At 54.0% G+C, this 26,565-nt stretch carries 27 protein-coding genes; 22 read left to right on the top strand and 5 right to left on the bottom strand.

The window, feature by feature from the left end; genetic code table 11:
* Nucleotides 1-130 precede the first annotated feature (130 nt).
* From ftsY to glpD, 8 genes are all read left to right on the top strand, one after another.
* Entirely contained in the window at nt 131-1,420 is a 1,290-nt protein-coding gene (gene ftsY, locus KCG43_RS09610) for a signal recognition particle-docking protein FtsY (protein ID WP_218384516.1), read from the top strand.
* A gap of 2 nt (nt 1,421-1,422) precedes the next feature.
* A complete protein-coding gene (gene ftsE / locus KCG43_RS09605) occupies nt 1,423-2,091 on the top strand; it encodes a cell division ATP-binding protein FtsE (protein WP_027250514.1) in 669 nt (222 codons plus the stop codon).
* Nucleotides 2,081-3,007 (top strand): permease-like cell division protein FtsX, encoded by a 927-nt coding sequence (gene ftsX, locus KCG43_RS09600; protein WP_218384514.1) that lies wholly within the window; start codon nt 2,081-2,083, stop codon nt 3,005-3,007. Before ftsE ends, ftsX begins: the two co-directional genes overlap by 11 nt.
* 148 nt (nt 3,008-3,155) lie before the next feature.
* Nucleotides 3,156-4,016: an RNA polymerase sigma factor RpoH gene (gene rpoH, locus KCG43_RS09595; protein ID WP_192016034.1), complete on the top strand. Its 861-nt coding sequence runs from the start codon at nt 3,156-3,158 to the stop codon at nt 4,014-4,016.
* A 574-nt stretch (nt 4,017-4,590) separates the two neighbouring features.
* Nucleotides 4,591-4,917: a thiosulfate sulfurtransferase GlpE gene (glpE, locus tag KCG43_RS09590; RefSeq protein ID WP_161458539.1), complete on the top strand. Its 327-nt coding sequence runs from the start codon at nt 4,591-4,593 to the stop codon at nt 4,915-4,917.
* A gap of 70 nt (nt 4,918-4,987) precedes the next feature.
* Nucleotides 4,988-5,839 (top strand): rhomboid family intramembrane serine protease GlpG, encoded by an 852-nt coding sequence (glpG, locus tag KCG43_RS09585; protein ID WP_218384511.1) that lies wholly within the window; start codon nt 4,988-4,990, stop codon nt 5,837-5,839.
* Nucleotides 5,840-5,962: 123 nt separating this feature from the next.
* The gene (locus tag KCG43_RS09580) at nt 5,963-6,727 is read left to right on the top strand and encodes a DeoR/GlpR family transcriptional regulator (RefSeq protein ID WP_218384509.1); all 765 of its coding nucleotides are present in this window, start codon (nt 5,963-5,965) and stop codon (nt 6,725-6,727) included.
* A gap of 283 nt (nt 6,728-7,010) precedes the next feature.
* Nucleotides 7,011-8,525 carry a glycerol-3-phosphate dehydrogenase gene (gene glpD, locus KCG43_RS09575; protein WP_218384507.1) on the top strand — a complete coding sequence of 505 codons (1,515 nt, stop codon included), beginning with the start codon at nt 7,011-7,013 and terminating at the stop codon, nt 8,523-8,525.
* Between the two features lie 103 nt (nt 8,526-8,628).
* Here the strand turns inward: glpD and KCG43_RS09570 are convergent, their stop codons facing one another.
* Nucleotides 8,629-9,036 carry a flagellar basal body-associated protein FliL gene (locus KCG43_RS09570; protein ID WP_218384505.1) on the bottom strand — a complete coding sequence of 136 codons (408 nt, stop codon included), beginning with the start codon at nt 9,034-9,036 and terminating at the stop codon, nt 8,629-8,631.
* Nucleotides 9,037-9,194: 158 nt separating this feature from the next.
* Here KCG43_RS09570 and KCG43_RS09565 point away from each other — a divergent pair, with 158 nt between their 5' ends.
* Nucleotides 9,195-9,803, top strand: coding sequence for a chorismate lyase (locus KCG43_RS09565; RefSeq protein WP_192016029.1), 609 nt, complete (start codon nt 9,195-9,197; stop codon nt 9,801-9,803).
* 4 nt (nt 9,804-9,807) lie between these two features.
* On the top strand, nt 9,808-10,665 hold the full coding sequence (gene ubiA / locus KCG43_RS09560; protein ID WP_218384503.1) for a 4-hydroxybenzoate octaprenyltransferase: 858 nt from the start codon (nt 9,808-9,810) through the stop codon (nt 10,663-10,665).
* 69 nt (nt 10,666-10,734) lie between these two features.
* On the opposite strand, the gene plsB is transcribed toward ubiA, so the two are convergent.
* A complete protein-coding gene (gene plsB / locus KCG43_RS09555) occupies nt 10,735-13,191 on the bottom strand; it encodes a glycerol-3-phosphate 1-O-acyltransferase PlsB (RefSeq protein ID WP_218384501.1) in 2,457 nt (818 codons plus the stop codon).
* A gap of 220 nt (nt 13,192-13,411) precedes the next feature.
* On the opposite strand from plsB, the gene lexA reads away from it, so the two are divergent.
* From lexA to KCG43_RS09525, 6 genes are all read left to right on the top strand, one after another.
* Nucleotides 13,412-14,032 carry a transcriptional repressor LexA gene (gene lexA / locus KCG43_RS09550; RefSeq protein ID WP_192016026.1) on the top strand — a complete coding sequence of 207 codons (621 nt, stop codon included), beginning with the start codon at nt 13,412-13,414 and terminating at the stop codon, nt 14,030-14,032.
* A 92-nt stretch (nt 14,033-14,124) separates the two neighbouring features.
* Nucleotides 14,125-14,922 carry a class I SAM-dependent methyltransferase gene (locus tag KCG43_RS09545; RefSeq protein WP_192016025.1) on the top strand — a complete coding sequence of 266 codons (798 nt, stop codon included), beginning with the start codon at nt 14,125-14,127 and terminating at the stop codon, nt 14,920-14,922.
* A 245-nt stretch (nt 14,923-15,167) separates the two neighbouring features.
* The gene (gene coxB / locus KCG43_RS09540; RefSeq protein WP_218384499.1) at nt 15,168-16,313 is read left to right on the top strand and encodes a cytochrome c oxidase subunit II; all 1,146 of its coding nucleotides are present in this window, start codon (nt 15,168-15,170) and stop codon (nt 16,311-16,313) included.
* Nucleotides 16,314-16,326: 13 nt separating this feature from the next.
* Nucleotides 16,327-17,931: a cytochrome c oxidase subunit I gene (gene ctaD / locus KCG43_RS09535; RefSeq protein ID WP_192016023.1), complete on the top strand. Its 1,605-nt coding sequence runs from the start codon at nt 16,327-16,329 to the stop codon at nt 17,929-17,931.
* 9 nt (nt 17,932-17,940) lie between these two features.
* Nucleotides 17,941-18,492 carry a cytochrome c oxidase assembly protein gene (locus tag KCG43_RS09530; protein WP_192016022.1) on the top strand — a complete coding sequence of 184 codons (552 nt, stop codon included), beginning with the start codon at nt 17,941-17,943 and terminating at the stop codon, nt 18,490-18,492.
* Between the two features lie 8 nt (nt 18,493-18,500).
* Complete coding sequence (locus tag KCG43_RS09525; RefSeq protein WP_192016021.1) at nt 18,501-19,403, top strand: cytochrome c oxidase subunit 3; 903 nt, start codon at nt 18,501-18,503, stop codon at nt 19,401-19,403.
* A 12-nt stretch (nt 19,404-19,415) separates the two neighbouring features.
* Here KCG43_RS09525 and KCG43_RS09520 read toward each other — a convergent pair whose 3' ends face one another.
* Nucleotides 19,416-19,622 (bottom strand): DUF2909 family protein, encoded by a 207-nt coding sequence (locus KCG43_RS09520; protein WP_027250530.1) that lies wholly within the window; start codon nt 19,620-19,622, stop codon nt 19,416-19,418.
* A 53-nt stretch (nt 19,623-19,675) separates the two neighbouring features.
* Here KCG43_RS09520 and KCG43_RS09515 point away from each other — a divergent pair, with 53 nt between their 5' ends.
* The 6 genes from KCG43_RS09515 (at nt 19,676) to KCG43_RS09490 (ending at nt 25,008) form a co-directional block, all read left to right on the top strand.
* Nucleotides 19,676-20,356: an SURF1 family protein gene (locus KCG43_RS09515; RefSeq protein WP_192016020.1), complete on the top strand. Its 681-nt coding sequence runs from the start codon at nt 19,676-19,678 to the stop codon at nt 20,354-20,356.
* Between the two features lie 34 nt (nt 20,357-20,390).
* Nucleotides 20,391-20,939, top strand: coding sequence for a cytochrome oxidase (locus KCG43_RS09510; protein WP_218384496.1), 549 nt, complete (start codon nt 20,391-20,393; stop codon nt 20,937-20,939).
* A 31-nt stretch (nt 20,940-20,970) separates the two neighbouring features.
* Entirely contained in the window at nt 20,971-22,125 is a 1,155-nt protein-coding gene (locus KCG43_RS09505) for a heme A synthase (RefSeq protein ID WP_255557912.1), read from the top strand.
* Between the two features lie 18 nt (nt 22,126-22,143).
* On the top strand, nt 22,144-23,070 hold the full coding sequence (gene cyoE, locus KCG43_RS09500) for a heme o synthase (protein WP_192016018.1): 927 nt from the start codon (nt 22,144-22,146) through the stop codon (nt 23,068-23,070).
* Between the two features lie 88 nt (nt 23,071-23,158).
* Nucleotides 23,159-24,508: an MATE family efflux transporter DinF gene (gene dinF, locus KCG43_RS09495; RefSeq protein WP_218384612.1), complete on the top strand. Its 1,350-nt coding sequence runs from the start codon at nt 23,159-23,161 to the stop codon at nt 24,506-24,508.
* A 107-nt stretch (nt 24,509-24,615) separates the two neighbouring features.
* Nucleotides 24,616-25,008 (top strand): 3D domain-containing protein, encoded by a 393-nt coding sequence (locus KCG43_RS09490; RefSeq protein WP_192016017.1) that lies wholly within the window; start codon nt 24,616-24,618, stop codon nt 25,006-25,008.
* A 155-nt stretch (nt 25,009-25,163) separates the two neighbouring features.
* Here KCG43_RS09490 and nfuA read toward each other — a convergent pair whose 3' ends face one another.
* Nucleotides 25,164-25,742 carry a Fe-S biogenesis protein NfuA gene (gene nfuA, locus KCG43_RS09485; RefSeq protein WP_218384611.1) on the bottom strand — a complete coding sequence of 193 codons (579 nt, stop codon included), beginning with the start codon at nt 25,740-25,742 and terminating at the stop codon, nt 25,164-25,166.
* A gap of 118 nt (nt 25,743-25,860) precedes the next feature.
* The gene (locus tag KCG43_RS09480) at nt 25,861-26,544 is read right to left on the bottom strand and encodes a ComF family protein (RefSeq protein WP_336510272.1); all 684 of its coding nucleotides are present in this window, start codon (nt 26,542-26,544) and stop codon (nt 25,861-25,863) included.
* Nucleotides 26,545-26,565 lie beyond the last annotated feature (21 nt).

Below are 26,565 nucleotides of genomic sequence, written 5' to 3'. Positions count from 1 at the left end.
TTGTGTTTGTTCGTTGTTACCCTGACGATTGGTTATGTTCGCCAGGCCTACTAAGCTGGCAAGCCCAAAGATAAACAGGCCCTTTATTTTCAGGCCGTAAATTGTACCAATCAATGTCTAGGATTTGCCAATGGCAGAAAAAAAGAAGCGCGGATTATTTTCATGGCTGGGGTTTGGTGAAGAAGAACAAACCGAGCAAAAAGAACAACATAAACCGCAAGAAGAGACCATAGAGTCGGAACAGACTCAGGAGGCACAAACGCAGCCTGCTTCTGCAGAGGAGTCGGTTCCACCTCATCAGGATATGGCGGATGCGGAAGCCCCGCTGACGCACCGCGACGCTGAGCCTGAATTGCCTGAGCAGAGTGTGCATCTGGATGTCGAGGCAGATACACATATCCGGCCGGCAGAAGAAGATGCACAGCCACCAAGCCTGCAAGCCGCGGCTGAACCGGCCCTTGTTTCTGAGGAGCCGGCGGTGCAGGAAAAACCGCAGCGCGAGGGTTTCTTTGCCCGGCTGATGAAAGGGCTGAAGAAAACCCGCAATAATCTAGGGGCTGGCTTCTTCGGTTTATTCCGGGGCAAGCAGATTGATGATGATCTGTTTGAAGAGCTGGAAGAGCAGCTGCTGGTGGCAGATGTCGGTATGGACACCACGCTCAAGATTATCGAAAACCTGACCGAAAAAGCCGACCGCAAACAGCTCAAAGACGGCGAGGCCCTGTACGGTCTGCTGAAAGACGAGCTGAGTGAGATGCTGGCAAAAGTTGAGCAGCCACTGGTGATTGATACCAGCCGCAAGCCTTATGTGATTTTAATGGTGGGTGTGAATGGCGTAGGTAAAACCACCACTATCGGTAAGCTGGCCAAGCAATTCCAGCAGCAGGGGCTGTCAGTCATGCTGGCCGCTGGGGATACCTTCCGTGCCGCGGCGGTAGAGCAGCTGCAAGTGTGGGGCGATCGTAATAACGTGCCTGTGGTCGCCCAGCATACCGGTGCCGACAGTGCTTCAGTGATCTACGATGCGATTGAGTCAGCCAAAGCACGCAATGTCGATGTGGTGATTGCCGATACTGCCGGCCGTCTGCAGAACAAAGGCAATCTGATGGAAGAGCTGCGTAAGATTGTCCGGGTGATGCAGAAAATTGATCCGCTGGCGCCGCACGAAATTATGCTGACCGTTGATGCCGGTACTGGCCAGAATGCGATCAGTCAGGCCAAACTGTTCAGTGAAGTGGCACCAGTATCTGGTATTACACTGACCAAACTGGATGGCACGGCTAAGGGTGGTGTAATTTTTGCCATCGCAGATCAATTCAATATCCCTATCCGTTACATTGGTATTGGTGAAGGTATTGAAGATTTGCGTCCTTTTGCCGCCCAGGAATTTATTGAGGCTCTGTTCAGCGACGAGGATTAACTGTGATTCGGTTTCAGCAGGTCAGTAAAGCATATCGGGGCGGTCGCCAGGCCCTGCAAAAAGTGGATTTCCATCTGGGAAAAGGTGAGATGGCTTTTCTCACCGGCCATTCCGGTGCCGGTAAAAGCACGCTGTTGAAACTGATCGCCGCGGTTGAACGGCCGAGTGATGGCCGGATTTTCTTCAATGATCATGATATTACCCGGATAGACAGCCATCAGATTCCTTTTCTTCGCCGTCACATCGGGATGATTTTTCAGGATCACAGACTGCTGATGGACCGGACTGTGTTTGACAATGTGGCGCTGCCACTGCAAATCGCCCAGTCTCCGGCCGGTGATGTGAAGCGACGGGTTTCCGCCGCGCTGGATAAAGTCGGCCTGCTGGATAAAGCACAATGCCTGCCGATTCAGCTGTCCGGCGGGGAACAGCAGCGGGTCGGGATTGCCCGGGCCGTGGTCAATAAGCCGCTGGTGGTACTGGCGGATGAACCGACCGGGAATTTGGATGCCGATCTGTCCCAGCAGATGATGGGACTGTTTGCCGAATTTAACCGGGTTGGGGTGAGTGTACTGATGGCCACCCACGACACCTCTTTATTAAGCCGTCACAGTTACAGACGGCTTGATTTACACCAGGGCAGTTTGCGCGAGGTGGCGTATGGCGCGTAAAGCTCAAAGCTGGCTCTCTGTCCAGCGTCAGGTGGGTAAGCAGGCACTCACTGATCTATGGCGCCGTCCGGTGGGCAATGTCCTGACGCTGGCAGTGCTGGCCTTTGCCCTGACCTTACCGGCCTGTTTTTATCTGGCGGCAAAGAATATTGCGATTGTCAGCCAGGCCTGGCAGAACCCGACTCAGCTGACTGTTTATATGGCGCCGGGTGCCGGCGATGCAGACGCCCGCACCCTGAGAGAGAGCCTGGCGGGCTGGACGGAAATCAGTTCGGCGGATTATGTCTCTCCTCAGCAGGGATTGGATGAATTCCGTGAGCACGCAGGCTTTGCCAAGGCCCTGAGCCTGCTGGATGAAAATCCCTTACCGGCGGTGCTGATTATCAAACCGTCGGTGCAATGGCAGTCGGGCAGCCAGGCGGAAATACTGGCCCGCAAGCTCAGTGAGCAGGCTGGTGTGGATGATGTCCGGCTGGACAGCGACTGGCTGCAGCGTCTTGAAGCCATCAAGCAACTCAGTCTCACGCTGACCATGATCATGGCTGGCCTGATGCTGCTGGCCGTGTTCCTGATAGTGGGTAATACGCTGCGTCTTCAGCTGCAAAATCAGAAAGAGGCGGTGCAGGTTATGAAACTGGTTGGGGCGACCAACACGTATATTCTGCGGCCATTTCTGTACACAGGCGCCTGGTATGGCTTATTGGCCTCGGTGGCTGCGTTAGTGCTCACTACGCTGGTAAGCTTTATACTGGAAAGTGCAGTTGATAAGCTGGCCGCTTTGTATGGCAGTGATTTCCACCTAACCGGTCTGGCCTGGGATGAATGCCTGCTACTCATTCTCTTATCGGCTCTGCTGGGCATACTGGCAGCTCGTCTTTCAGCCGGCAGACACTTAAAAGAAATTGAACCAATGTGATGAATCAGACTCTACGTATTGGTTACGCATGCTTGCATTTTGTGCAGCATTGAAGGCATTATTGTCGGTCTGGCAGTGTAATGCTGCTTGATTTAGGTGAAAGTCCAGGGTATTTGGCCCTGGCAAAGCATCCACAGGGGTTACTTGAATGACAAAAGAGATGACTTCATTAGCTTTAGTTTCTGCTGATAGCCTGGAAGGCTATATCCGGTCTGTAAACAGCCATCCGATGCTGACAGCCGAGCAGGAGCGGGAGTTAGCTGAGCGTCTGCATTATGACGGTGATATTGAGGCTGCCCGCAGTCTGGTATTGTCGCACCTGCGCTTTGTAGTCCATGTTGCCCGCGGCTATACAGGTTATGGCCTGCCAATGGCTGATCTGGTTCAGGAAGGCAATATTGGTCTGATGAAGGCGGTAAAACGCTTCAACCCGGAAGTGGGTGTCAGGCTGGTGTCTTTCGCTGTCCATTGGATCAAGGCTGAAATTCATGAGTATGTGCTGCGTAACTGGCGGATCGTGAAAGTCGCGACCACCAAGGCTCAGCGTAAACTGTTCTTCAACCTGCGTAAGGCGAAAAAGCGCCTTGGCTGGTTTAACAATGAAGAAGTCGAAATGGTGGCCGAGCAACTGGGTGTAGAAACCAGTGAAGTGCGTGAGATGGAGTCCCGTCTTGCCGCGCAGGATGCCACCTTTGATATGCCGGCTGATGATGACGAACGTGAAAACAGCTACACAGCACCTGTGTATTTTCTGGAAGACAAATCATCTGACGTGGCGCTCAGCTATGAAGAAAATAACTGGGAAGATCACGCCAACAATCGTCTGTCACTGGCACTGGCGAATCTGGATGACCGCAGTCAGCATATCGTGCGTTCACGCTGGCTGGAGGACGATAAGTCCACATTGCAGGATCTGGCTGATCATTATGGTGTCTCAGCCGAGCGAATCCGCCAGCTGGAGAAAAACGCGATGCGCAAGTTGAAAGATGCCGTCGGTGACGCTCTGTAACGATCCGCATGGTGCAGGATCCTTGGGATGAGGATCCCTGCGGGTCGCTGGATTTTCTATCCACAAACTTATTGAATGAAGAAACCGGCTTTGAGCCGGTTTTTTTGTGCCTGAACACCTATGGAATGGCGGTTTGCTGAGTGGCTGCTGGCATAGCCGACTGAGGCTGAAAATGTTATCCACAGGCTTTGATCGGATCTTTACTATATCTAGTGGATCCTTTTGGGCAGAAACACATTATCAACGCTATTCACAGTTTTTTCCACAGCTGGCGAAACTATGATCAGCAGGCTACTGGCTGGCCCAGCCAGCCAGACTAACTCTCGATCCTGTAAGGATATTCGGCAAAGCCCGCACGCAAAAGGCAGCCAGTTTTTTTTCAAAGCTGTGAGTAACTGAGTATACTGGCTGGCATTGAATGAGTAGGGGATACCGTGCTGAATGCGCCAGGATCCCTTGGGTCCACCATTGCTGGTTTTCGCGTCGATAGCATGTCGCGTAAGATCGTGTGATGAGGGGGATTAGCGCAACCAGATGCTGGCACCCCGGTTGATAATTACAGAATGAGGTCATCATGGAGCAGTTTGAACATATTTCGGTTGAGCAAGCGTACGCATTATTACAACAGTCCGACACTAAGGCGGTACTGGTCGATATTCGCGATCCTCAATCCCACGCTTTATCTCATCCGGCGTCTGCTTTTCACCTGACCAATGACTCTATGGTCAGTTTTATGGATGACGTTGACTTCGAGCAGCCGGTGATCGTGATGTGCTACCATGGGATCAGCTCTCAGGGGGCTGCCCAGTATCTGATTAATCAGGGGTATGAAACCGTGTACAGCATGGACGGCGGCTTTGAAGCGTGGCGCCGTCAGGCTTATCCGTGTGTTGAGCAGTAATTCAGCCAGATGATCATCCTGCGCTTGTCAGCGACGCCTGCGGCGCACAAATTTCAACAGGGAGTCTGAGATGCAGCGCATCGCCGTGCTCAATAACCCCCGAATGGCACAGGCCTTTATAGATTATATGGCCTCCCGTGGTATTGAACTTACCCTGGCCGCTGAACCCGGCGGCCAGTTTGCCATTTGGTTGTCTGACCCAGCGCACCAGGTAGAAACCGAAGCTGAGTGGCAGCAGTTTATCCGCCATCCTGACGATCAGAAATACCAGGCTGCCTCCTGGCAGGTGGCTAACCGCCGTCAGCAACCGTCGTTTCGCTATGACAGTCCCAGTATGATTGACATGGTGAAATCGGGTGCCGGTCCTGTCTGTCTGCTGGTGATGGTGCTGGCGGTCGGCATATACGGCGGCTGGTTGCTGGGCTGGCAGGTGCCGCTTTTTTACTGGCTGCATTTTCCTACCATGCAGGGAGACAGCTGGGAAGTCTGGCGCTATGTGTCTCACAGCCTGATCCATTTCTCCGCACTGCATGTGATATTCAACTGTCTGTGGTGGTGGGTGCTGGGCGGACGGCTTGAGCGGCACAGCGGCAGCGGCAAGTTACTGGAAGTCTTCATCGTTTCCGCGCTGGTCTCCGGCCTTGCACAGTTCTGGTTCCACGGCCCTAACTTCGGCGGGTTATCCGGGGTGGTTTACGCGCTGATGGGCTACCTGTGGTGGCTGGGCTGGCTGGCACCATCGCGGGGCCTCACTATTCCCAATGGCTATGTCGTCTTTATGCTGGTCTGGCTGGTTTTAGGTTTCGTCGGCGTGATGGGATTTGAAGTGGCTAATATGGCGCATCTGTTCGGGCTGATCTCAGGGTGTCTGCTGGCCTTTGTTGATGCGCATCTGCGACAGCCGGCGGATTCGGCACATTAAGGTTTCAGCCAGGAGTGGGATCACTTACCTAGTAACCAGACCGATTGCCCAGTAAGATGAGCACGCCCGGAAAGCGGGCCACTACGGTCATTGGAACTTCGTCAATCAGGAGCAGTAACAGCAGTGAAGCAAAGCAAACGTCATCAGGAGATCATAGATCTCGTGAAAACTCAGGGCTATGTCAGTACCGATGACCTGGTTGCCCGTTTTAACGTCAGCCCGCAAACAATCCGCAGGGATCTCAATGAGCTGGCCGAAGAGAATAAAATCCGGCGCCATCACGGCGGGGCGACTGTGCCGTCCAGCTCGGTCAACACCTCCTACACAACCCGTAAAGTGATGCAACTGGCCGAGAAAGATCGTATCGCGCAGGCGATGGTCAAGCATATCCCCGACGGCGCCACGCTGTTCATTGATATAGGAACCACGCCGGAAGCGGTTGCACGCGCCTTGCTGGACCACTCAGATTTGCGGATCGTGACCAATAACCTGAACGTGGCCGGTATTCTGACCGGGAAAGATGATTTCCGGGTGATTCTGGCCGGTGGTGAAGTGCGTAATCGTGACGGCGGCATAGTGGGCGAAGCGACCCTGGATTTCATCTCTCAGTTCCGTCTGGATTTTGGCATCATAGGGATCAGCGGCATTGATCTCGATGGCTCCCTGCTGGATTTCGATTATCACGAAGTACGGGTAAAACAAGCCATTATAGAAAACAGCCGCTGTGTCATGCTGGGTGTCGATCACACGAAATTCGGCCGCAATGCCATGGTGAATCTGGGTGATATCAGCCAGATTGATATGCTGTTCACCAATAAAACACCACCAGAGCCGCTGGCCAAGCGGATGGCAGAGCTGGATACCCATCTCGAAATCATAATCGACTGACAGATCTGGTTATGAGCGTTTTCGCTCATAACGGTCGCGGCGAGCATTAATCTGCCTGCACATTCTCGGAAAGCTGCCTGATAAGGCAGCTTTTTTTGTGCGTATGATCATATCAGTGTCATTTTTCGAGCATAAAAAGGATGATATTCGCTTTCCAATTGGCTATATTGAGCGATATCGAACATTTATACAAAGTGAACACTTTCGAATGCATGTCCTAATATAAGCAGAGAGGAAATGCATTCGGTAAGAGCGCAGCGCAGTTAAGGCACAGGTGAAAGGCATGACAGCAGCAAATGAGATTCTGGATATTATCGTCGTAGGGGGTGGCATTAACGGCGCGGGTATTGCCGCAGATGCCGCAGGTCGCGGATTGAAAGTGGCATTGTTTGAAGCCGATGATTTTGCATCTGCGACGTCGTCTGCCAGTTCAAAGCTGATCCACGGGGGTCTGCGCTATCTTGAGCATTACGAGTTTCGTCTGGTTGGCGAAGCCCTGGCAGAGCGAGAAGTTCTGCTGCGCAAGATCCCGCATATTGCCCGGCCAATGCGTTTTCGCCTGCCGCACCGGCCGCACCTGCGTCCTGCCTGGATGATTCGGGCTGGCTTGTTTTTGTATGATCACTTAGGAAAACGCACCACGCTGCCAGCCAGTGAAGGATTACGCTTTGGCGCGGATTCCGCCCTGGTGCCTGAAATTACCCGCGGCTTTGAATATTCAGACTGCTGGGTCGATGATGCCCGTCTGGTTATCTTGAATGCGATGGAAACTGCGGCCCGTGGCGGTGAAGTCCGTAACCGCTGTCGTGTTGAAAAGGCCGAGCGTGACGGCGAGCTGTGGCAAGTGACTGTGCTCGATAGTCAGACCGGCGAGCGTTTCATCCGTCGCTCGCATGCACTGGTGAACGCGGCCGGCCCTTGGGTGAAAACCTTTTATGACACCAGCCTGGATACCCCGTCGCCACGCAATATTCGCCTGATCAAAGGTTCGCACATAGTGGTACCGCGCGTGCACGATGAGCCTCAGGCCTACATTCTGCAAAACGAAGATAATCGAATCGTATTTGTGATTCCGTATCTGGACAGATTCTCCATTGTTGGTACCACAGATGTGGAATATCACGGTGACCCGCGTAAGGTGGCGATTGATGACGACGAAATCCGCTACCTGCTCAACGTGTACAACGATCACTTTAAGCACAAGCTGCAGCGTCAGGATGTGGTCTGGACTTACTCCGGTGTCCGTCCGCTGTGTGATGATGAATCAGACTCACCGCAAGCCGTGACCCGTGATTACACCCTGGAACTGGAACAGGAAGGCTCTCAGCCGCCCTTGCTGTCTGTGTTTGGCGGTAAGCTGACCACCTATCGCAAGCTGGCGGAATCGGCACTGCGCAAGCTGGCACCTTTCTTCCCGGACATGGGACCGGCCTGGACGGCGCAAGCCTGCCTGCCCGGCGGCGAGGCGGATTTTGACCGTGAGCGTCTCAGTGCTGATCTACGCCACCGTTTTAGCTGGATGAGCACATTTACCGCAGATCGCATGGCAACGAATTACGGGATAATGAGCTGGCGGATACTGGAAGGTGTCAGCAGCGAAGCGGAAATGGGGCAGCATTTTGGCGAAGGTTTTTACGCCAGAGAACTCGATTACCTGATGAGCCGTGAGTTCGTTGTCAGCGCAGACGATGCTCTGTGGCGGCGCAGCAAACTGGGGCTGTATCTGAGTAGTGAGCAGCAACAGGCGGTGGCAGAGTATATTGCTTCGCAACATGCCAAGGCGCATGCTGCAGCCTGATACACTGTAATGAAATACGGGAAAAAGACCAAAGCGCCCACCGGGCGCTTTTTTTGTAACCTCTAAACCACAGGTTATGGCGGTGTTGAGTGTTTTGCTGGGGTTACTGGTACAGATATTTGGTGAACAGCAGCTCAGTTAATAGCTTTTGGTTGGTCTCTGCTATCAGCAGGTCATTCACTTTGTCCAGGCATTGCTGGCGTATGGCTTCGCGACCGGCCAGAGACTTGATTTTCACTTCCGGCTGTTCGCCAATGATTTGGATAATGGCGTCACGGATAAGCGGCGCATGGTGTTCAACCAGAGGGATATAGTCCGGGTCGGAGACCATGAGATCGATCTGCAGGCGCAGATAACCCAGCTTTTTACTTTGGGTGATATAGTTAGTGGTGATATCCGGCGTCAGGGTGAAATAACTGTATTCAGGGGTCTTTGCCGGCGCAGATTGTGCCAGCGCAGGCTGAGTCAGGGTAATCAGCACCATCGCCAATGTCAGGAGTAGAGATTTCATCTTGCTATCCATCTGTATCAGGGAAAAATCTGTTACCCAAGTGCCTACTTTGGCGAGGAATGATATTCCTGTCCGTGACGGCTTGCTACAATAGGGCATCATTCAGTGTTATCAATTGGCCACATTCTATCACCCTTTCTAGGAATTGAATTGGGAAGATGTCGAAATTCAAGCAGATATATCAGTCCGCTCTGGACAATGCCGACTGGCAACTGACAGAAAACATACACCTCAATCAGCCGCAACTGCAAAGCTGGTTGCAGGAAAATGGCTCGTTGTCACGCCGTTTTGCCCGTTATTGTCATCAGTTCAGTGTGCTTCTGCTGGCGCAGGAGCCGATCAAAGCCAGCAGCTTACAGCCTGATGAGAAGGCGATGCTGGGGCCAGTGGATTGCCTGGAGCGTATCGTACTCTTACATGGCGACGGTGTGCCCTGGGTGTTTGGCCGTACGCTGATCCCTGTGCCGACCATGACGGGTGAAGAGCAGGACATTGCCCGGCTGGGAGAGTCGCCCCTGGGTTACCGGGTGTTTACCGATCAGAGTGCGCGCCGTGACGCCCTGCAGCTGGCCCGCCTTACTGTTAATGACGATGTATTGTGGGCGCGTCGCTCTCGCCTGTGGGTAAAGGAAAAGCCGATGCTGGTGGCTGAGCTGTTTCTGGCACCCGCTCCGGTTTATCAGGATAACAGCGCTATTCAGCGGCACATTACCGGCGGTATCGGGCAGCGAGAAAGCCGCCCATTACGCACAAAAGTAGGAGAGTGAAGGTTTGGAGATGACCAAGGCAAGGGCATTCTGGCAGTTAGCGCGTATGGATCGCCCGATTGGCAGTTTGTTATTGATGTGGCCAACCTTGTGGGCCTTGTTTCTGGCCGCGGATGGCATGCCGGATTTCAAGGTGCTGGCGGTGTTCGTGCTCGGGGTTTTTTCGATGCGGGCGGCGGGCTGTGTCATCAATGATTACGCAGACCGGCATTTTGACGGCCATGTGAAGCGTACCGCGCAGCGTCCTCTGCCTTCCGGTTTGATCAGCGAGCGCGAAGCGCTGGGCTTTTTTGCCTTGTTGGCGTTAGTGTCATTTGCGTTAGTACTGACCATGAATACTCTGACTATCCAGCTGTCTGTAGTTGGTCTGCTGCTGGCGGCGGCTTATCCGTTTATGAAGCGCTATACCCATCTGCCGCAGCTGGTGCTGGGCATGGCCTTCGGCTGGGCCATTCCAATGGCGTATGCCGCGCAGTCTGGCGCTTTACCGCCTGTGGCCTGGATGCTGTTTGTCGCCAATATACTCTGGACCATTGCCTATGATACCCAGTACGCCATGGTCGACAGGGATGATGATTTAAAAATCGGCATCAAATCCACCGCCATTCTGTTTGGCCGCAATGACAAGCGCATTATCGGCCTGCTGCAGCTGGGCACATTAGGGCTACTGATTGTGGTGGGTATGCAGATGGGGTTATCTCAGCTGTACTACTGGAGTCTGCTGGGTGCGGCGGCGCTGTTTGTTTATCAGCAGATGCTGATTCGCGGCAGGGAGCGCGAACCCTGTTTTAAGGCTTTTCTCAACAATAACTATGTGGGGATGCTGGTGTGGCTGGGTATGGCCGCTGGCTTAATGCTCTGAGGTGATGATTCCGCTCCGGTTGTAAAAACGCCCGCATCTAGCGGGCGTTTGCTGTTTTAAGCGGGTGGACTATTTATCCGCTGAATCCGGCCCCGGCTCTTTTTTCTCTTCCCGGTTCATGACTGCCTGAATGGTCAGCTTCACTTCCGGAGAAACCAAATCGGCCAGTAAATCGGCCAGGGTGGCCACCGGACGTGAGACCGCATGGTTGTCCTGATTCAGATAGCCTTCCTGACGCAGGGTTTTGACCATCGCAGAGAAGACGCCCTTATCGAAGAATTCAGGCGCATTAATACCGTGAAGACGGCTTAGGCGCTGTGCCATCATCTGGCTTTGCTGTTCCAGATCGCTCTTCATCAGCTGAGGTTCACTGCGCAGCAGCGTCAGGGCAATGGCGTAGCGCTGCAAGGTTTCGGTAATGGTATTGCCCAGTAACTGAAGCGGGCCGATACGGACACTGTTAAGCGACAACTCATTGCCGTCACTCAGGATCAGCCGCTGCCGGATCAGCTCATCAATCAGGGCATCAAGCGCTTCCGGTAAGTCCGCCCAGTCAAACCGCAGGTACAGCTCGGCCTTCAAAAACGGATACAGCAGGCTGATCTGACGATGCATTTCGGCCCGGCTCAGGCGCTGGTGTGAAACGACTATGTGGGCTATCAGCGAAGGCAGCGCAAACAGGTGGATGATGTTATTGCGGTAATAGGTCATCAGCAGTGACTGCTGCCGATCCAGCGACACTATCTCTCCCAGGCTGTCACGCTCAACCATGAACTTATCCATGCTGATGGCATTCTCAACCAGCTCAGCCGCTGTGTCTGACGGCTGAGTACAGTCCGACGAATACGGCGTGTTATGGAGCAGCTGAAGGTAACAGTCAATCTGTTGCTCCAGCTCTTCACGGCTCAGTGCGCGCTGGCGAGAGGCCAGCAATGCCAGCGCACAGAGAGTCAGGCCGTTGGTTGCTGCTGCATCGTTGATGTGGGTCATCATCTTATCGGCCAGGTTGTTGACCACAGGGTTGAGCCACTGCGGGCGGGCAGGTTCAATCGGGTCGATATGCTGACGCCAGTCTGGCACCTGCTCGTTCAGGTACTGATTCAGCGGGATAGGCTCACCGAAGTTGACGTAACCCTGTCCGAAATTGCGCAATTTACGCAGGGTGCGCAATACCTGACCCAAGCTTTCTTTTTCTTTTCGCTTGCCACGCAGCTCTTTGGCGTAAGTGGCCACTTCCATCACGTGCTCGTAACCAATATACACAGGCACCAGAGTGACCGGGCGGTTGAGGCCGCGCAGCATGGCCTGAATAGTCATCGACAGCATGCCGGTTTTCGGTGCCAGCAAGCGACCGGTACGGGAGCGGCCGCCTTCACTGAAATATTCCACCGAGTAACCTTTGGCAAACAGCTCACCGAGATATTCGCGAAATACTGTTGAATAGAGGCGGTTGCCTTTAAAGCTGCGGCGGATAAAGAACGCGCCGCCGCGGCGGAAAATCGGCCCGGCCGGGAAAAAGTTCAGGTTAATACCTGCCGCAATGTGTGGTGGTACCATGCCTTCCTGATAGAGCACGTAAGACAGCAGCAGGTAATCCATATGACTGCGGTGACAGGGGACATAGACAATTTCATGGCCGTCCTGCGCTAATTGGCGGACCCGCTGGGCATTGCTGACATTGATCCCTTTATAAAGACGGTTCCACAACCAGCTCAGGAAACGGTCACCGTGACGAACCAGGCTGTAGGAAAAATCGGCCGCAATTTCTTCCATCATATCAATGGCTTCTTTGCGCACTTTTTCTAAAGGCACATCGCGGCTTTCCGCTTCCTCGCGGACCACTTTTTCTATCGCTTTGGAGGCCAGCAGGCGGTTAAACAGTGCCTGACGCTGCGGCAGACGAGGGCCGGCAGCCGCCAGCTTCTGGCGGGAGAAATGGATCTTAGCCACCCGGGCCAGCTTATTGGCAATGGCGTTATCTGTCCCGTGCTTGTCGGCCATAAAGCGTAACGACATGGTCGGGCTGAGGCGGACCATACAATCCCGGCCCTGCGCCAGTACGGCGAAGCATTTTTCCGGACCATTTAAGGCTTTCAGTATCGGTTTTTGCTCACCTTCAGTGCCGGGTTTGCGGCCCCACAGTATCGAAGCGGGCAGCAGTTGAACATCCAGTTGTGGATCGGCTTTATGGGCCGCCAGCAAATCGGTAAACAGGGTTAAGGATTTGGCCGGTAGCTGGCCGTCACTGCCGAAAATACTCGGGCTGTTGGCGACGAAGACATAGCGGGGGAACATCTGGCCATTGATGACAACAGGCTCCAGCGGATCGGGCAGCCCGACGGCCTGGGTCGCTGCACTCAGGGTCAGCAGATCGGTCTGCGAGCTGAAAGGCAAGGTGTAGATAATAGGGCGGTCGAGATCCAGTTCCAGTTCAGAAACAGGATCGGACGGGATTGTACGGGTCTTAACCAGTAAAGAAAGCGGCAAATTCAGAAGACTTTGCGAAAATTTCTGCCAACTTGACATGTTTATAACTAGCCTCGAAATCTTAATGCGTGGCAAGGATAGCAGAAAACGCGCCGGGTATTGCTGCGAAAAATACGATACAGGATAGCAAAGAGTAAAATTTTGTTCGCTGGCGTTGTGGCAGGGTCAGCCAAGCCAGCATTTCATTGAATATAGTCTTTTCAAAACAATGAACACTGGATATACTCACAGTGAACTGTATAAAAAGACAGGGTATGTCATGAAGCCGTTAACGCCACGCCAACAAGAAGTCTTTGATTTGATCAAAGCAAAAATTGAAGTCGCCGGCATGCCGCCGACTCGGGCGGAAATTGCCCGTGAACTGGGGTTCCGATCTGCCAACGCGGCAGAGGAACATTTAAAAGCGCTGGCCCGTAAGCAGGTGATTGAAATCGTACCGGGTGCATCACGCGGTATTCGCCTGCTGGTGAATGACGAGGATGCACAGGAACGTGGTCTGCCGCTCATCGGGCGTGTTGCCGCCGGTGAGCCGATTCTGGCTCAGGAACATGTTGAAACCCATTACGATGTTGACCCGTCAATGTTTAAGCCGCAGGCTGATTTCCTGCTGCGTGTCAATGGCATGAGCATGAAAGACATAGGGATTATGGATGGCGATTTGCTGGCGGTGCATAAAACCCAGGATGTCCGTAACGGCCAGGTGGTTGTTGCCCGTGTTGATGATGATGTGACGGTTAAGCGTCTTGAAAAGAAAGGGTCTCAGGTGTATTTGCATGCCGAAAACGAGGCGTTTGCACCGATTGTGGTGGATCTGACCCAGCAGCACCTGACCATTGAAGGCATTGCCGTGGGTGTTATCCGTAACGGCGACTGGGGCTGAGGTCTGATTGCGTGTAAAGAACCGACGATTTCTTTGCAATAGTTAATGATAGTCATTATCATCAAGGTATCACCTTGTAGACGATGACGACAATGACTAAATCTGCCCGCTATCATATTCCGGCTGCACTCTTGCAGCCGCTCTGGCTGCGTAGTCGCGAGAGTCTGGCTGACGGTGGTTTGATTTATGACCCCTTAGCCGCAGCGGCTTGCCGGCAGTGTCATCTGGCCCCCGATTGCCTGGCCGGTAATGTTGATCAACACCAGTTGCTGCACGCGACCTTGACCCTGTTGGTGGATCAGCGGGTACAGCATTTTCTGCGCCGTTTTCCTAATGGCCATGTCATCAATGTCGGAGCAGGGCTGGATACCCGCTTCTACCGGCTGGATAATGGCCGGTGCCGCTGGCTGGAGCTGGACTGCAATGAGAACCTGCTGTGGCGGCAAAAGTTGTTTCACGCCAGTGAGCGGTATCGGATGCGGCCGGGCTCTGTAACGGATCTGAACTGGTTATCTCAGCTGCCAACCGCTTTTTCTTCACCTGTTATGTTGGTTTGTGATCAGGCGTTGTTGCAGATTTCTGCGCAGGAAGTGGCGAAATTTGTCCAGCGGATTGGTTGTCATTTCAATCAACTGGAATTGTGCCTCGTGCTGGCCGGCGATCGCTGTGACAGCGGTCTGGGCCATAAATTAGGGACACAGGATTATGCTCATGGTTTTGAAGATCCTGTCCGCCAGTTGCTGCAATGGCTGCCCTGGGCAGAGCAAGTATCCAGCCACTCGCCACTCACTGTGCCTTGTCCGCGCTGGCGCCCCTGGCAGCGTTGGCTGTCGCACTTACCTTCGTTCGGTCACAGATTGACACCTGTGGTGTCGCACCTTCGTTTTTAAGCCCGACCTTTTCTCATTCTGCCCGCTTATGTCTACCAGCGCCCATTTCTTGTGGGCGTTGACTATTTCTTACTCAAAATTTTGTTCATTCTGGCAAATCTGTCCTAAGTTAAATGTAAACAAGCTGTTATAGCTATTTTGCGCTGATTAGAGGGAATCCTGGCTGAGACAGGTGTTTGCTGTCTCCGGCGCGGGACGTTCGCTGACACTTGACTGTCAGGGTGACTGAGGGAGGGAGCCACGGAATGATGCGGCCATTGTTTTATGGATTGTTGGGCTTGTTGAGTTTGCCTGCATGGGCAGAAACCCAGTCGATGCCGCTGAATATGACCCAGGGGGTTACCGGGGTCAGTCAGCAGGTCTATTCACTGCACATGACGATTTTTTATATCTGTGTCGCGATTGGTATCGTGGTATTCGGCGTGATGTTCTGGGCCATTATTCATCACAGAAAGTCGCGGGGTGCTGTGGCGGCTTCCTTTCATGAAAGTACCCGGGTTGAACTGCTCTGGACCCTGATTCCTTTTGTCATTCTGATCGTAATGGCCATTCCGGCGACCAAAACCCTGCTGGCGATGGAAGATACCTCGCAATCGGATATCACTATTCAGATAACCGGTTCACAGTGGAAGTGGCATTATCGCTATTTCGGCGAAGATGTTGAGTTTTACTCCAACTTAGCCACCTCTCAGGCGCAAATTAACAATGAACGGCAAAAGCGCGATAACTACCTGCTGGAAGTGGATCATCCGCTGGTGGTGCCTGTCGGGCAGAAAATCCGCTTTCTGATGACCTCACAGGATGTGATTCATTCCTGGTGGGTGCCCGCGTTTGCCGTCAAGAAAGACGCCAATCCTGGTTTCATTAACGAAGCCTGGACCAAGATTGATAAGCCGGGTATCTACCGCGGGCAATGTGCTGAGCTGTGCGGCAAGGATCACGGTTTTATGCCGATTGTGGTAATAGCCAAGCCGCAGGCCGATTTTGAGGAATGGCTGCAAGTCACCAAAACCGCCCAGCGGGAGGCGAAAGCTGAAGAGCTGCGTCTGCTGGATATGCAAATGCCCATGGATGAGCTGATGGCGATGGGCGAGACAGTCTATAACACCCGCTGTGCTGTGTGTCACCAGGCCAATGGTCAGGGTTTGCCGGGCGCGTTTCCGGCACTGGCCGGAACAGGGATTTCGGTTGATCCGGCTAAAAAACTGGAACACATCAGCATTGTGGTCCACGGACGTAACGGTACGGCAATGCAGGCGTTCGGCCCGCAACTGAGCCTGAAGGAGCTGGCATCTGTGATTACCTATGAGCGTAATGCCTGGGGTAACAATACCGGCGATATGGTTCAGGCAGCAGAAGTACAGGCAATTCTTAAGGGCGAACAGCTTTAGGGAGTAACAGGGCATGACGGACATGATGCGTGAACAGGCAGTGGAAGAGGCCAGTCATACGGAGCATGATACACATCATCATCAAAGTGGTATCAAGCGCTGGCTGTTTACTACTAACCATAAGGATATCGGGAGCCTGTACCTGATTTTCAGCTTCACTATGTTCCTGGTCGGTGGGGCGATGGCGATGGTGATCCGGGCAGAATTGTTCCAGCCTGGCTTGCAACTGGTGGATCCTAACTTTTTTAATCAGATGACCACAGTGCACGGTCTGATCATGGTCTTTGGTGCCGTGATGCCTGCGTTTACCGGGCTGGCTAACTGGATGGTGCCACTGATGATAGGGGCGCCGGACATGGCGCTGCCGCGGATGAATAACTGGAGCTTCTGGATTCTGCCGTTTGCCTTCGCCATGCTGCTGGGGTCGCTGTTTATGGAAGGCGGCGGCCCGAACTTTGGCTGGACGTTCTATGCGCCGCTCTCGACGACTTACAGTCCGCAGAGTACTGGCCTGTTTGTCTTCTCTATTCATATCATGGGTATCAGTTCCATCATGGGGGCTATCAACGTCATAGTCACTATCATGAACTTGCGTGCGCCTGGCATGACGTACATGAAAATGCCGCTGTTTGTCTGGACCTGGTTGATCACGGCGTTTCTGCTGATTGCTGTGATGCCGGTGCTGGCGGGAGCGGTCACTATGGTACTGACTGACAAATACTTCGGCACCAGTTTCTTTGATGCCGCCGGTGGCGGGGATCCTGTGATGTTCCAGCATATCTTCTGGTTCTTCGGTCACCCGGAAGTGTACATCATGATTTTGCCGAGTTTCGGTATTGTTTCCGCGATTATTCCGGCGTTTTCGCGCAAAAGGCTGTTTGGCTACAGTTCCATGGTATACGCAACGGCGTCTATTGCCGGTTTGAGTTTCCTGGTGTGGGCACACCATATGTTTACCACAGGGATGCCGGTGGCTGCCGAGCTGTTTTTCATGTACTGCACCATGCTGATATCCGTGCCGACCGGGGTAAAAGTGTTTAACTGGGTGGCTACCATGTGGCGAGGTTCACTGACCTTTGAAGTGCCTATGCTGTTTGCCATCGCCTTTATTGTCCTCTTTACCATAGGCGGGTTCTCCGGCCTGATGCTGGCAATCACCCCGGCAGATTTCCAGTATCACGATACCTATTTTGTGGTGGCTCATTTCCACTACGTACTGGTGTCTGGCGCGATCTTCTCCATCATGGCCGCGGCTTATTACTGGCTGCCTAAATGGACGGGGCATATGTTCGATGAACGCCTGGCGAAATGGCATTTCTGGTGCTCAGTGATTTCCGTCAATATTCTGTTCTTCCCTATGCATTTCCTGGGACTGGCAGGCATGCCGCGCCGCATTCCGGATTATGCGCTGCAATTTGCCGATGTGAACGCCATCGTCAGTATTGGCGGCTTTCTGTTTGGTCTGTCGCAGCTGATTTTCCTGGCGGTCGTCGTGAAGTGTGTGCGTGGCGGGGAACCGGCAGGCGCGAAACCCTGGGATGGCGCTGAAGGGCTGGAATGGACAGTACCTTCTCCGGCGCCTCATCATACTTTCTCCACGCCACCTAAGGTGGACTAAGGGGGCGATATGGCTGACACCGATAAGGAAAAAGGTAAGAAGAAGTCGTTACTGAGCCTGATTTTACTGTCACTGGGGATGTTTGGCTTCGCCTTTGCGCTGGTGCCTCTCTATGACGTGTTTTGTGAAGTTACTGGCATCAATGGCAAAACATCCAACCAGGCCGCCATTGCCAGTGAACAGGTAGACGACAAGCGAACCGTTACTGTGGAATTTATGGCCTATATCAATCCCGGCATGGCCTGGCGATTCGAACCGGAAGTGACCAAGCTGGTGGTGCATCCGGGCGAAACCTACAAAGTGCTGTATTCGGCCCAGAACCTGACTCAGACCGCCACAGTGGGCCAGGCGGTACCGTCCGTTTCTCCGGGGCTGGGGGCGCAGTATTTTAACAAGATTGAATGTTTTTGCTTTAACCGTCAGCCACTGGCTGCCGGAGCGTCAGCAGAGCTGCCTTTGCTCTTCTATATTGATCCCAAACTGCCTGAGGATATCAATACACTGACACTGGCTTATACCTTGTTTAACGCTCAGCCGGAACCTGCGGCGCAAACGCAATGAGGTCGACCATGGCGAATCCGTACACAGAACATGAACAGTCCCTGAAGCCTTCCCATGAGCATTATTATGTGCCGGCGGCCAGCGCCTGGCCGATAGTGGGTGCAGTGGCGTTATTTTTGATAGCCATGGGCGCCGGTGCCACCGTCGGTGGACTGTTCGGCGGCAATGGTCCCTGGATTTTGATGAGCGGGGTGGGTTTGCTGCTGATCATGCTGGTGGGCTGGTTCCGCGATGTGATCCGCGAATCAATGACCGGCCTGTACAGCTCACAGATGGACCGCTCCTTTCGTCAGGGCATGAGCTGGTTCATTTTCTCAGAAGTGATGTTTTTTGCCGCCTTTTTCGGGGCGCTGTTTTACGCCCGGATGATAGCCGTGCCCTGGCTGGGTGGGGCGAGTAATAACGCCATGACACACGAAGTGCTGTGGCCGGAGTTTGTCGCACAGTGGCCGTTGATCATGACACCTGGCGGTACGGAAACCCAGGCCATGGGACCGCTTGGTCTGCCGCTCTACAATACCTTAATTCTGCTGACCTCTTCTGTGACGGTACACTTTGCCCATGTGGCGCTGGAAAAAGGCAACCGCCCGCGCCTGACCCTTTATCTGCTGTTAACTGTGCTGCTGGGTAGCTTGTTCGTGTACCTGCAGGGTGTCGAATATATCCATGCCTATCAAGACATGGATCTGACGTTAGATGCCGGGGTCTACGGCAATACCTTCTTTATGCTGACCGGCTTTCACGGCCTGCACGTGACTCTGGGTACTCTTATTCTCTTTATCGTCTGGCTTAGGGTGTTGAAAGGGCACTTTTCACCAGAGCACCATTTTGCCTTTCAGGCCGGAGCCTGGTACTGGCACTTCGTTGACGTGGTGTGGCTGGGGTTGTTTGTCTTTGTCTATATTCTCTGATGCCAGAGGGCATCAGAACGGCCGGGGATGCGGCTCGATAAGACCCGTTGCCAGTGCCAGCAACAACAGGGCAAACAGCAGGACAGAAAACAGCACGCGCCGGCCAAGGTAGTGAGACATAGGTTTGCTTTGCTTGCCTTTCAGCATCACTGGCAAGGCACGGAATAAGTTAAACAAGATAAAGAACAGCAGGCAGACAATCAGGATTTTCAGCAACATGATAGCTCCGTGGTTGGCTGAATCAGGGCGTCAGGGATGAGGCACAGGACGCGATGAGACGGACAGGTTTTATTCTTTTTACTTTGGTGGTCCTGTCGGTGTTGGTCAAGCTGGGAATGTGGCAGATCTCACGGGGACAGGAAAAAGAAACGCTGACAGCAGCGCTGAAGCTCAGGGGAGAGCAGACGTTCTACAGTGTCGCCAGCCTGCCGGATGATCCTTTGTGGTACCGGGTCAGGTTAAGCGGCGAATATGATCACAGCAAAGCGATTTTACTGGATAACCAGCTGGATCGCGGCCGGCCGGGTTATCACCTGTTTTACCCGTTCCGGACGGAAAACGGCGCCTGGGTACTGGTGAATTTAGGCTGGTTGCCTGCACCGCAATACCGGGATGAGCTGCCTGTGTTACCCGAATTTCATGGCCAGGTCATGCTGACGGGCATGATTGCACCCTCAACTCAGCTTCCTGAACTGAGCGAGGCAGGGACAGAAAGTGGCTGGCCAAGGCGGGTGCAAAATATCAAGCCAGCAGAACTGGCAGGTGCAACGGGATTGCCCTTGCCTGACTGGGTCATACAGATAGCGGCGGATGACCCACTGGCGCTCAAGCAGAACTGGCAGGCCGTAGTGATGGGGCCGGAAAAGCATTATGCCTATGCCGTGCAGTGGTTTCTGCTGGCGCTGGCCGTCGCCGGGCTGGCCTGGTGGTGGCTGAAACGCAGTACGCACTGAGAACGCAGTAGGTACTGAGAAACAGGAGTCAGGGATGAGAAAACACATCAATTTAGTGTTGTTGTTACTGTTGTTTGTGCTGCCTGTGGTGGTGGCCAAGCTGGTGCTGGACAACCACTGGTATCAGGGGGGAGCCATCAATCGGGGACAGTTACTGGAGCAGCCTGTGGTGACCGACTGGCTGGGGATGCGTGGCAAATGGCAGTTGGTGTATCTGCTGCCGGCAGAGTGTGATACCCGCTGTCAGGGCGCCTTGTTTAATTTGCGTCAGGTGCCTCAGGCCATGGGCGCCGAACAGGAGCGTATTGCCAGCCTGGTGCTGATCTCAGGTCAGGGGGATACAGGCTTGCCTGCTGCAGAGCATGTGCAGGCCGGCGGCAGTACAGTACTGGCCGCACCGGAGCCTGTCCTTGCTCAGATCCGTGCGTTGGAATTCGGTGCCCAGGCCATTTATATCTCAGATCCGCAGGGCAACGTCATGCTGGCTTATCCTCTGGTGGAAGGGCAGACGCAGGTGCTGGCTCAGGGTAAGGACATGCTGAGGGATCTCAAACGTTTACTCAAGGTTTCCAAAATAGGCTGATGTTGCAAACCGCATGCGCTAAGGAGTGGCGATGTTATCAATGGCTTCTTCCCGTTACCGGCAGGCCGACCGGCGCTTTACCTGGCTGGTTGGACTGACTCTCTTATTATCCGTTGCTGTGATAGCCCTGGGGGCGTATACCCGGCTGACAGAAGCCGGGCTTGGCTGCCCGGACTGGCCCGGCTGCTATGGTTTCATGACAGTTCCCAAAACTGACGATCAGCATGCACTGGCTCAACAGGCTTTTCCGGATCACCCGGTGGAAGTGCATAAAGCCTGGAATGAAATGATCCATCGTTACATGGCCGGTGCGCTCGGGTTGCTGATAGTCGCTTTGAATGTCCTGGCCCGTCGCCGTGGTGACAGACCACGCCGCTTACCTCTGGTGTTGCTGGGGCTGGTGGTGTTTCAGGCGTTGCTGGGTATGTGGACCGTGACCATGTCGCTCAAGCCGGTGATAGTGATGGGTCACCTGCTGGGCGGCTTTACCACAGCCAGCCTGTTACTGGTGCTCTGGTTGCGGATGCTGCTGAGACACAGAAAGCGGCCTGCGACAGCGGTTGCTTCCTCTCCTGCGTTAGTCAGTGTCCGGCGCTTAGCCGTAGCCGGGCTGATAGTGGTGGCAGTGCAGATTGCACTGGGCGGCTGGACGGCAGCCAACTATGCCGCTGTGGTCTGCACTCAGCTGCCTGTTTGCGAAGTGGACTGGGTAAGTAAATTTGATATCAGGGCGTTTGAGCCCTGGCAGCCGGGTTTTCAAACTTATCAGTATGGCGTGCTCAATTTTGACCAGCGGGTGTCTATTCATGCCGCGCACCGTATCGGCGCCATGCTGACCACCCTGGTGATCCTGCTGCTTGCCTGGCGGCTGTGGCATATCGGCTGGCGGCGCTACGCCGCGCTGATACTGGCGCTGCTCTCTGTGCAGATCGCGCTGGGCGTGACGAATGTACTGGCCAGCCTGCCACTGCCAGTGGCTGTGGCGCATAACCTGGGGGGATTAGGTTTACTGCTCAGCGTACTGGCGGCGAACTGGGCGTTGTTTATGGCTCGGGCTGCGGTGAATGTCAGCCGGGCTGCTTCTATACCGCGAGTGAAAACGGTCCGCCATGCACTGATTCAGGTGCAGGCAGGAACACATGGAAGGCAAACGCATTTTGGCCGAATGACACCCAAGTCAGGCTAATTCAGGGAGGTAGGCGACATGGCGAAATCACAGTCACTGGAACAACGCCAGATAGCGTATTCAGGCCGAAGCTGGCAACAGCTGGGGCGCGATTATCTGATGATGACCAAGCCAAAAGTCGTGGCGATGTTACTGCTGACGGCGCTGGTGGGCATGTGTCTGGCAGTCCCGGGGATCCCGCCCGTCAAAGCCGTAGTGCTGGGTTTGCTGGGGATCGGCTTGCAGTCGGCGTCTGCGGCGGCCTTTAATCACGTGCTTGATCGGCAATTAGACGCCAAGATGGCCCGCACTCATCACAGGCCCTTGGCGCGTGGGCGGGTGCCGACTGTCAATGCGGTGATTTTTGCCACTGTGCTGATGATAGTGGGCTTTGCCTTGCTGTGGCAGCTGAATCCGCTGACCGCCTGGCTGACGCTGGCCAGTCTGGTGGGTTACGCACTGGTGTATACCCTGTGGTTAAAGCACGCGACGCCGCAGAATATTGTTATCGGTGGTCTGGCCGGCGCCGCGCCGCCATTGCTTGGCTGGGCGGCAGTAACCGGCCAGTTTGATCCTCATGCGCTGTTGCTGGTGATGCTGGTGTTCGCCTGGACACCACCGCATTTCTGGGCGCTGGCGATACATCGCCGCGATGATTATGCCAAAGCCGATATTCCTATGCTGCCGGTGACGCACGGGATTGCCTTCACCAAGACCATGGTACTGCTCTATACTCTGATTCTGACGCTGATCGGTCTGTTGCCCTGGCTGACAGGCATGAGTGGTGCGCTGTATCTGGCGGGCAGTCTGGTGCTGAATCTGGGCTTTGTCGGGTACGCGGTTAAGCTCAAGTTTGCCGATGAACCTGGCCATGCCTGGGCCACGTTCAAGTTCTCTATCTGGCACCTGCTGGGACTGTTTGTAGTGTTACTGGCTGACCACTGGCTGGGAATACTGCTGGCCTAACACAGGCAGATTTATGCTAACAGCTGGCAGTCATGGATCCTGCTGTTACACTGTGCGGCTTAAGCGTGTGAATCATAAGGTTGGAACTGTGCTGGCCGCATTAAAAGATATCTCCCTCCACCGCCAGGTCTTTGCCCTGGCGCTTCCTATGGTGCTGTCCAACATCACTGTCCCTTTGCTGGGGCTGGTGGATGCGGCTGTGATCGGCCATCTTGAGCATGCCTGGTATCTGGGTGGCGTGGCTGTCGGCGGCACCATGATCAGCGTGACCTTCTGGTTGCTCGGTTTTTTGCGTATGGCAACAACAGGGCTGTGCGCGCAGGCGTACGGCGCAAGTAACAAGTCTTCGCAGGCGACTGTACTACTGCAGGGGATAGCCCTGGCCTGGGGGCTGGCGGCGCTTCTTATCCTCAGCCATGGCCTGATAGCGGATGCGGTATTTTCCGTCAGCGACGCCAGCGATGCTGTAAAAACCTATGCGGATCAGTATTACTCGATTCGTATCTGGGGGGCGCCGGCGGCCCTGGCTAATTTTGTCATCATGGGCTGGCTGCTGGGCAGTCAGAATGCCCGGCTGCCGATGTGGCTGCTGATCATCACCAACAGCATTAATATCCTGCTCGATGTCCTGTTTGTGCTGGGACTGGGCTGGCAGGTGGCCGGTGCGGCCGCCGCCTCTGTGATCGCTGAATACAGCGGCATGGTACTGGGGCTGTATTTTGTTGCCTGTCAGTGGAAAACCCTGAATTTGCCGCCCTGGCGTAGCCAGCTCAATAAAGTCGGACAAGGAATAGTCCGCTTATTACGCCTGAACCGGGATATCTTCCTGCGCAGCTTGTGCCTGCAGCTGGCTTTCAGTTTCATGACGTTTCAGGGGGCCAGCCTGGGGGATAACGTGGTGGCGGCCAATGCGGTGCTGATGAGTTTCCTGATGCTGGTGTCTTACGGTATGGACGGCTTTGCCTATGCCATGGAAGCTATGGTGGGCAAAGCCATAGGCGCCAGAAACCGCGAAGCCCTGAGCAGGACGCTGATCAGCACCACTTTGTGGAGTGTAGTGATTGCTTTGCTGATGACACTGGCCTTCACGCTGTTCGGGGATGCGATTATTGCCCTGATCTCGGATATCCCAGCGGTGCAGCGCGAAGCAAGTCGTTATCTGCCCTGGCTGGCTGCCGTGCCTCTGGTGGCGATGTGGTGCTTTCTGTTGGATGGCATTTTTATCGGCGCGACCCGAGGCAAAGAAATGCGCAACAGCATGTTTATCGCGACCTGTAGTTTCTTCCTGATATGGCAGTTGTTTAGCCAGTTTGGCAATCATGCGTTGTGGGCGGCGATGTTAGGTTTTCTGGCCATGCGAGGGCTGTTGCTAGCGGCTATTTTTGCGTATCAATGGCAAAAAAATATTTTTCTTGAAGAGGCCTGTTCTAACAAATAGTTATCATATTTTATGCTGTTCAATAAACCTACACGGGCCAATAACCCTGTCCTTTCTTATTGATAGTGTTTAAAATATGACCTGTTTTGGAGTTGAGCAGGTTGAAAATGAAACAAAAAATCGGTGTTTTTTTATTGCTTTTTATGGGTTTACTGTGGTGTTTTAATGCTAGTGCAGTGGCTCCGGGAGCCAAAGTTCGAGTGACGGCAACGGCGTATAATTCCGTGCCAGCCCAGACCGACAGCAGCCCGTCAATTGCTGCCTGGGGAGACAGACTAAAGCCGGGAATGAAGGCAATCGCAGTATCTCGAGACCTTTTGAAAATGGGCCTCAAACACGGCTCTAAAGTAAAAATCTCAGGCCTGCCTGGTGAGTATGTGGTGCTGGATAAGATGCATCACCGCTGGTCAAAGAAAATTGATATCTACATGGGCCGTGATGTCCGGGCTGCTAAAAACTGGGGCCGACGCGCTGTGACTATCACCGTTTTAAAAGCCTGATATCGCACAATACCTAGCCGAATAATCGCACGAAAGCCTGATTATCCTGATAGGCATTAAGCACAGACAAGAATGAAAAAAGCCGCGAAAGCGGCTTTTTTTATGTGATTTACCCGGTGCGCGAGAGTAGGGATGAGATCCCGCACGGGCATAAATCAGTAGTAAGAATGATCACCGCGGGCGTGTTCAGTCACGTCGCGAACACCTTTCAGCTCGCCTTCAAACTCGGCCAGCAGCTGCTTTTCAATCCCTTCTTTGAGGGTCACATCCACCATTGAGCAGCCGTTACAGCCGCCGCCGAACTGCAAAATAGCAACGCCATCTTCAGTGATTTCAGACAGGGACACATGGCCGCCGTGACCGGCAAGCTGAGGGTTGACCTGGGTCTGAATCATATAATCCACGCGCTCCATCAGTGGCGCATCGTCTGACACTTTGCGTACTTTGGCATTGGGCGCTTTCAGTGTCAGCTGTGAACCCATTTTGTCGGTGACAAAATCAATCTCAGCGTCGGCCAGAAAGGGCAGGCTCAGCTCATCAACATAAGCCGAGAACATACCGAGCATAATTTCGGTGTCACTGGCTTCTACGGCTTCCGGCGGGCAATAAGACACGCCGCACTCAGCATTTGGGGTACCCGGATTGACCACGAAGACACGGATGTTAGTGCCTTCCGGCTGCTGGGCCAGCAGCTTAACGAAATGCTGCTGTGCATTTTCTGAAATAGTAATCATAGACACGACGTAATACCTGACTTAGTAAGCGTTAAACCTATTCTACTCTTTGGCGGAAGAACTCGCACCCCTGAATCTTGTGTGGTTTTTTTGAACAGTCAAAATGAACCGTCACCGATCAGCGATAATGCGGTGTAAAGGCCAGGCAGTAGACATCGATCCGGGCGACGTGCTGCTTCCTGAGCAGCTGAGACAACACGGAAACGGTACTGCCTGTGGTCACCACATCGTCGACGATAGCCACGTGCTCCGGCCACACTCTTTTGTTAAGTATAAATGCCTGCTTGAGATTCTGCAGGCGGGCTTTTCTCGACAGCTGATGCTGCGGGCGGGCCGATTGGGTCCGGCGCAGTGCCTGGTGATCGGTATCGCCACCTGTGATCTCCGCCAGTGCATCAGCCAGCAGCGCACTTTGATTGAATCCGCGGATCAGCCGGCGCCAGGGATGCAGCGGTACAGGCAGCAGCAGCGGGGCAGGTTCTGTCATCTGCTCGGCTAACAAACCGGCCAGTGGCTGGCTGAGCCAGAATTTACCCTGAAATTTGTATTGCTGAACCAGCCGGTTGAGCGGAAAGCCATATTCTCCGAGGCGCACCAGCCGATCCCAGGGCGGCGGCTGACGCAGGCAGTGGCCGCAATGGCTGACGGGCTCCAGTGTGGTGGCTCCGCAGCGCTGGCAATAAGGCGGCCGAGGCAGGCTGGCCAGGCAATGCTGACACCAGTAGTGATCACCGTCACGCAGCGGTAAACGGCACAAGGCGCATCGCTGGTTTGGCCAACGAAAGATTGATCTTACAGCCACAGGGGATAACATCCTTGCCAT

Source organism: Photobacterium sp. WH24, assembly GCF_019204055.1.
In the GTDB taxonomy this organism is placed as follows: Bacteria; Pseudomonadota; Gammaproteobacteria; order Enterobacterales; family Vibrionaceae; genus Photobacterium; species Photobacterium arenosum.
The sequence above is the reverse complement of the archived record's forward strand: the minus strand, read 5'-3'. Positions and strand labels throughout refer to the sequence as shown.

Coding starts and splice junctions, on each gene's coding strand:
- ftsY (WP_218384516.1), top strand. CDS start 131: ATGGCAGAAAAAAAGAAGCGCGGATTATTTTCATGGCTGGGGTTTGGT.
- lexA (WP_192016026.1), top strand. CDS start 13,412: ATGAAGCCGTTAACGCCACGCCAACAAGAAGTCTTTGATTTGATCAAA.
- cyoE (WP_192016018.1), top strand. CDS start 22,144: ATGGCGAAATCACAGTCACTGGAACAACGCCAGATAGCGTATTCAGGC.
- glpD (WP_218384507.1), top strand. CDS start 7,011: ATGACAGCAGCAAATGAGATTCTGGATATTATCGTCGTAGGGGGTGGC.
- nfuA (WP_218384611.1), bottom strand. CDS start 25,742: ATGATTACTATTTCAGAAAATGCACAGCAGCATTTCGTTAAGCTGCTG.
- ftsX (WP_218384514.1), top strand. CDS start 2,081: ATGGCGCGTAAAGCTCAAAGCTGGCTCTCTGTCCAGCGTCAGGTGGGT.
- coxB (WP_218384499.1), top strand. CDS start 15,168: ATGATGCGGCCATTGTTTTATGGATTGTTGGGCTTGTTGAGTTTGCCT.
- glpG (WP_218384511.1), top strand. CDS start 4,988: ATGCAGCGCATCGCCGTGCTCAATAACCCCCGAATGGCACAGGCCTTT.
- rpoH (WP_192016034.1), top strand. CDS start 3,156: ATGACAAAAGAGATGACTTCATTAGCTTTAGTTTCTGCTGATAGCCTG.
- ctaD (WP_192016023.1), top strand. CDS start 16,327: ATGACGGACATGATGCGTGAACAGGCAGTGGAAGAGGCCAGTCATACG.
- KCG43_RS09520 (WP_027250530.1), bottom strand. CDS start 19,622: ATGTTGCTGAAAATCCTGATTGTCTGCCTGCTGTTCTTTATCTTGTTT.
- KCG43_RS09505 (WP_255557912.1), top strand. CDS start 20,971: ATGTTATCAATGGCTTCTTCCCGTTACCGGCAGGCCGACCGGCGCTTT.
- glpE (WP_161458539.1), top strand. CDS start 4,591: ATGGAGCAGTTTGAACATATTTCGGTTGAGCAAGCGTACGCATTATTA.
- KCG43_RS09530 (WP_192016022.1), top strand. CDS start 17,941: ATGGCTGACACCGATAAGGAAAAAGGTAAGAAGAAGTCGTTACTGAGC.
- KCG43_RS09545 (WP_192016025.1), top strand. CDS start 14,125: ATGACTAAATCTGCCCGCTATCATATTCCGGCTGCACTCTTGCAGCCG.
- KCG43_RS09490 (WP_192016017.1), top strand. CDS start 24,616: ATGAAACAAAAAATCGGTGTTTTTTTATTGCTTTTTATGGGTTTACTG.
- KCG43_RS09515 (WP_192016020.1), top strand. CDS start 19,676: ATGAGACGGACAGGTTTTATTCTTTTTACTTTGGTGGTCCTGTCGGTG.
- plsB (WP_218384501.1), bottom strand. CDS start 13,191: ATGTCAAGTTGGCAGAAATTTTCGCAAAGTCTTCTGAATTTGCCGCTT.
- KCG43_RS09565 (WP_192016029.1), top strand. CDS start 9,195: ATGTCGAAATTCAAGCAGATATATCAGTCCGCTCTGGACAATGCCGAC.
- KCG43_RS09525 (WP_192016021.1), top strand. CDS start 18,501: ATGGCGAATCCGTACACAGAACATGAACAGTCCCTGAAGCCTTCCCAT.
- KCG43_RS09510 (WP_218384496.1), top strand. CDS start 20,391: ATGAGAAAACACATCAATTTAGTGTTGTTGTTACTGTTGTTTGTGCTG.
- KCG43_RS09570 (WP_218384505.1), bottom strand. CDS start 9,036: ATGAAATCTCTACTCCTGACATTGGCGATGGTGCTGATTACCCTGACT.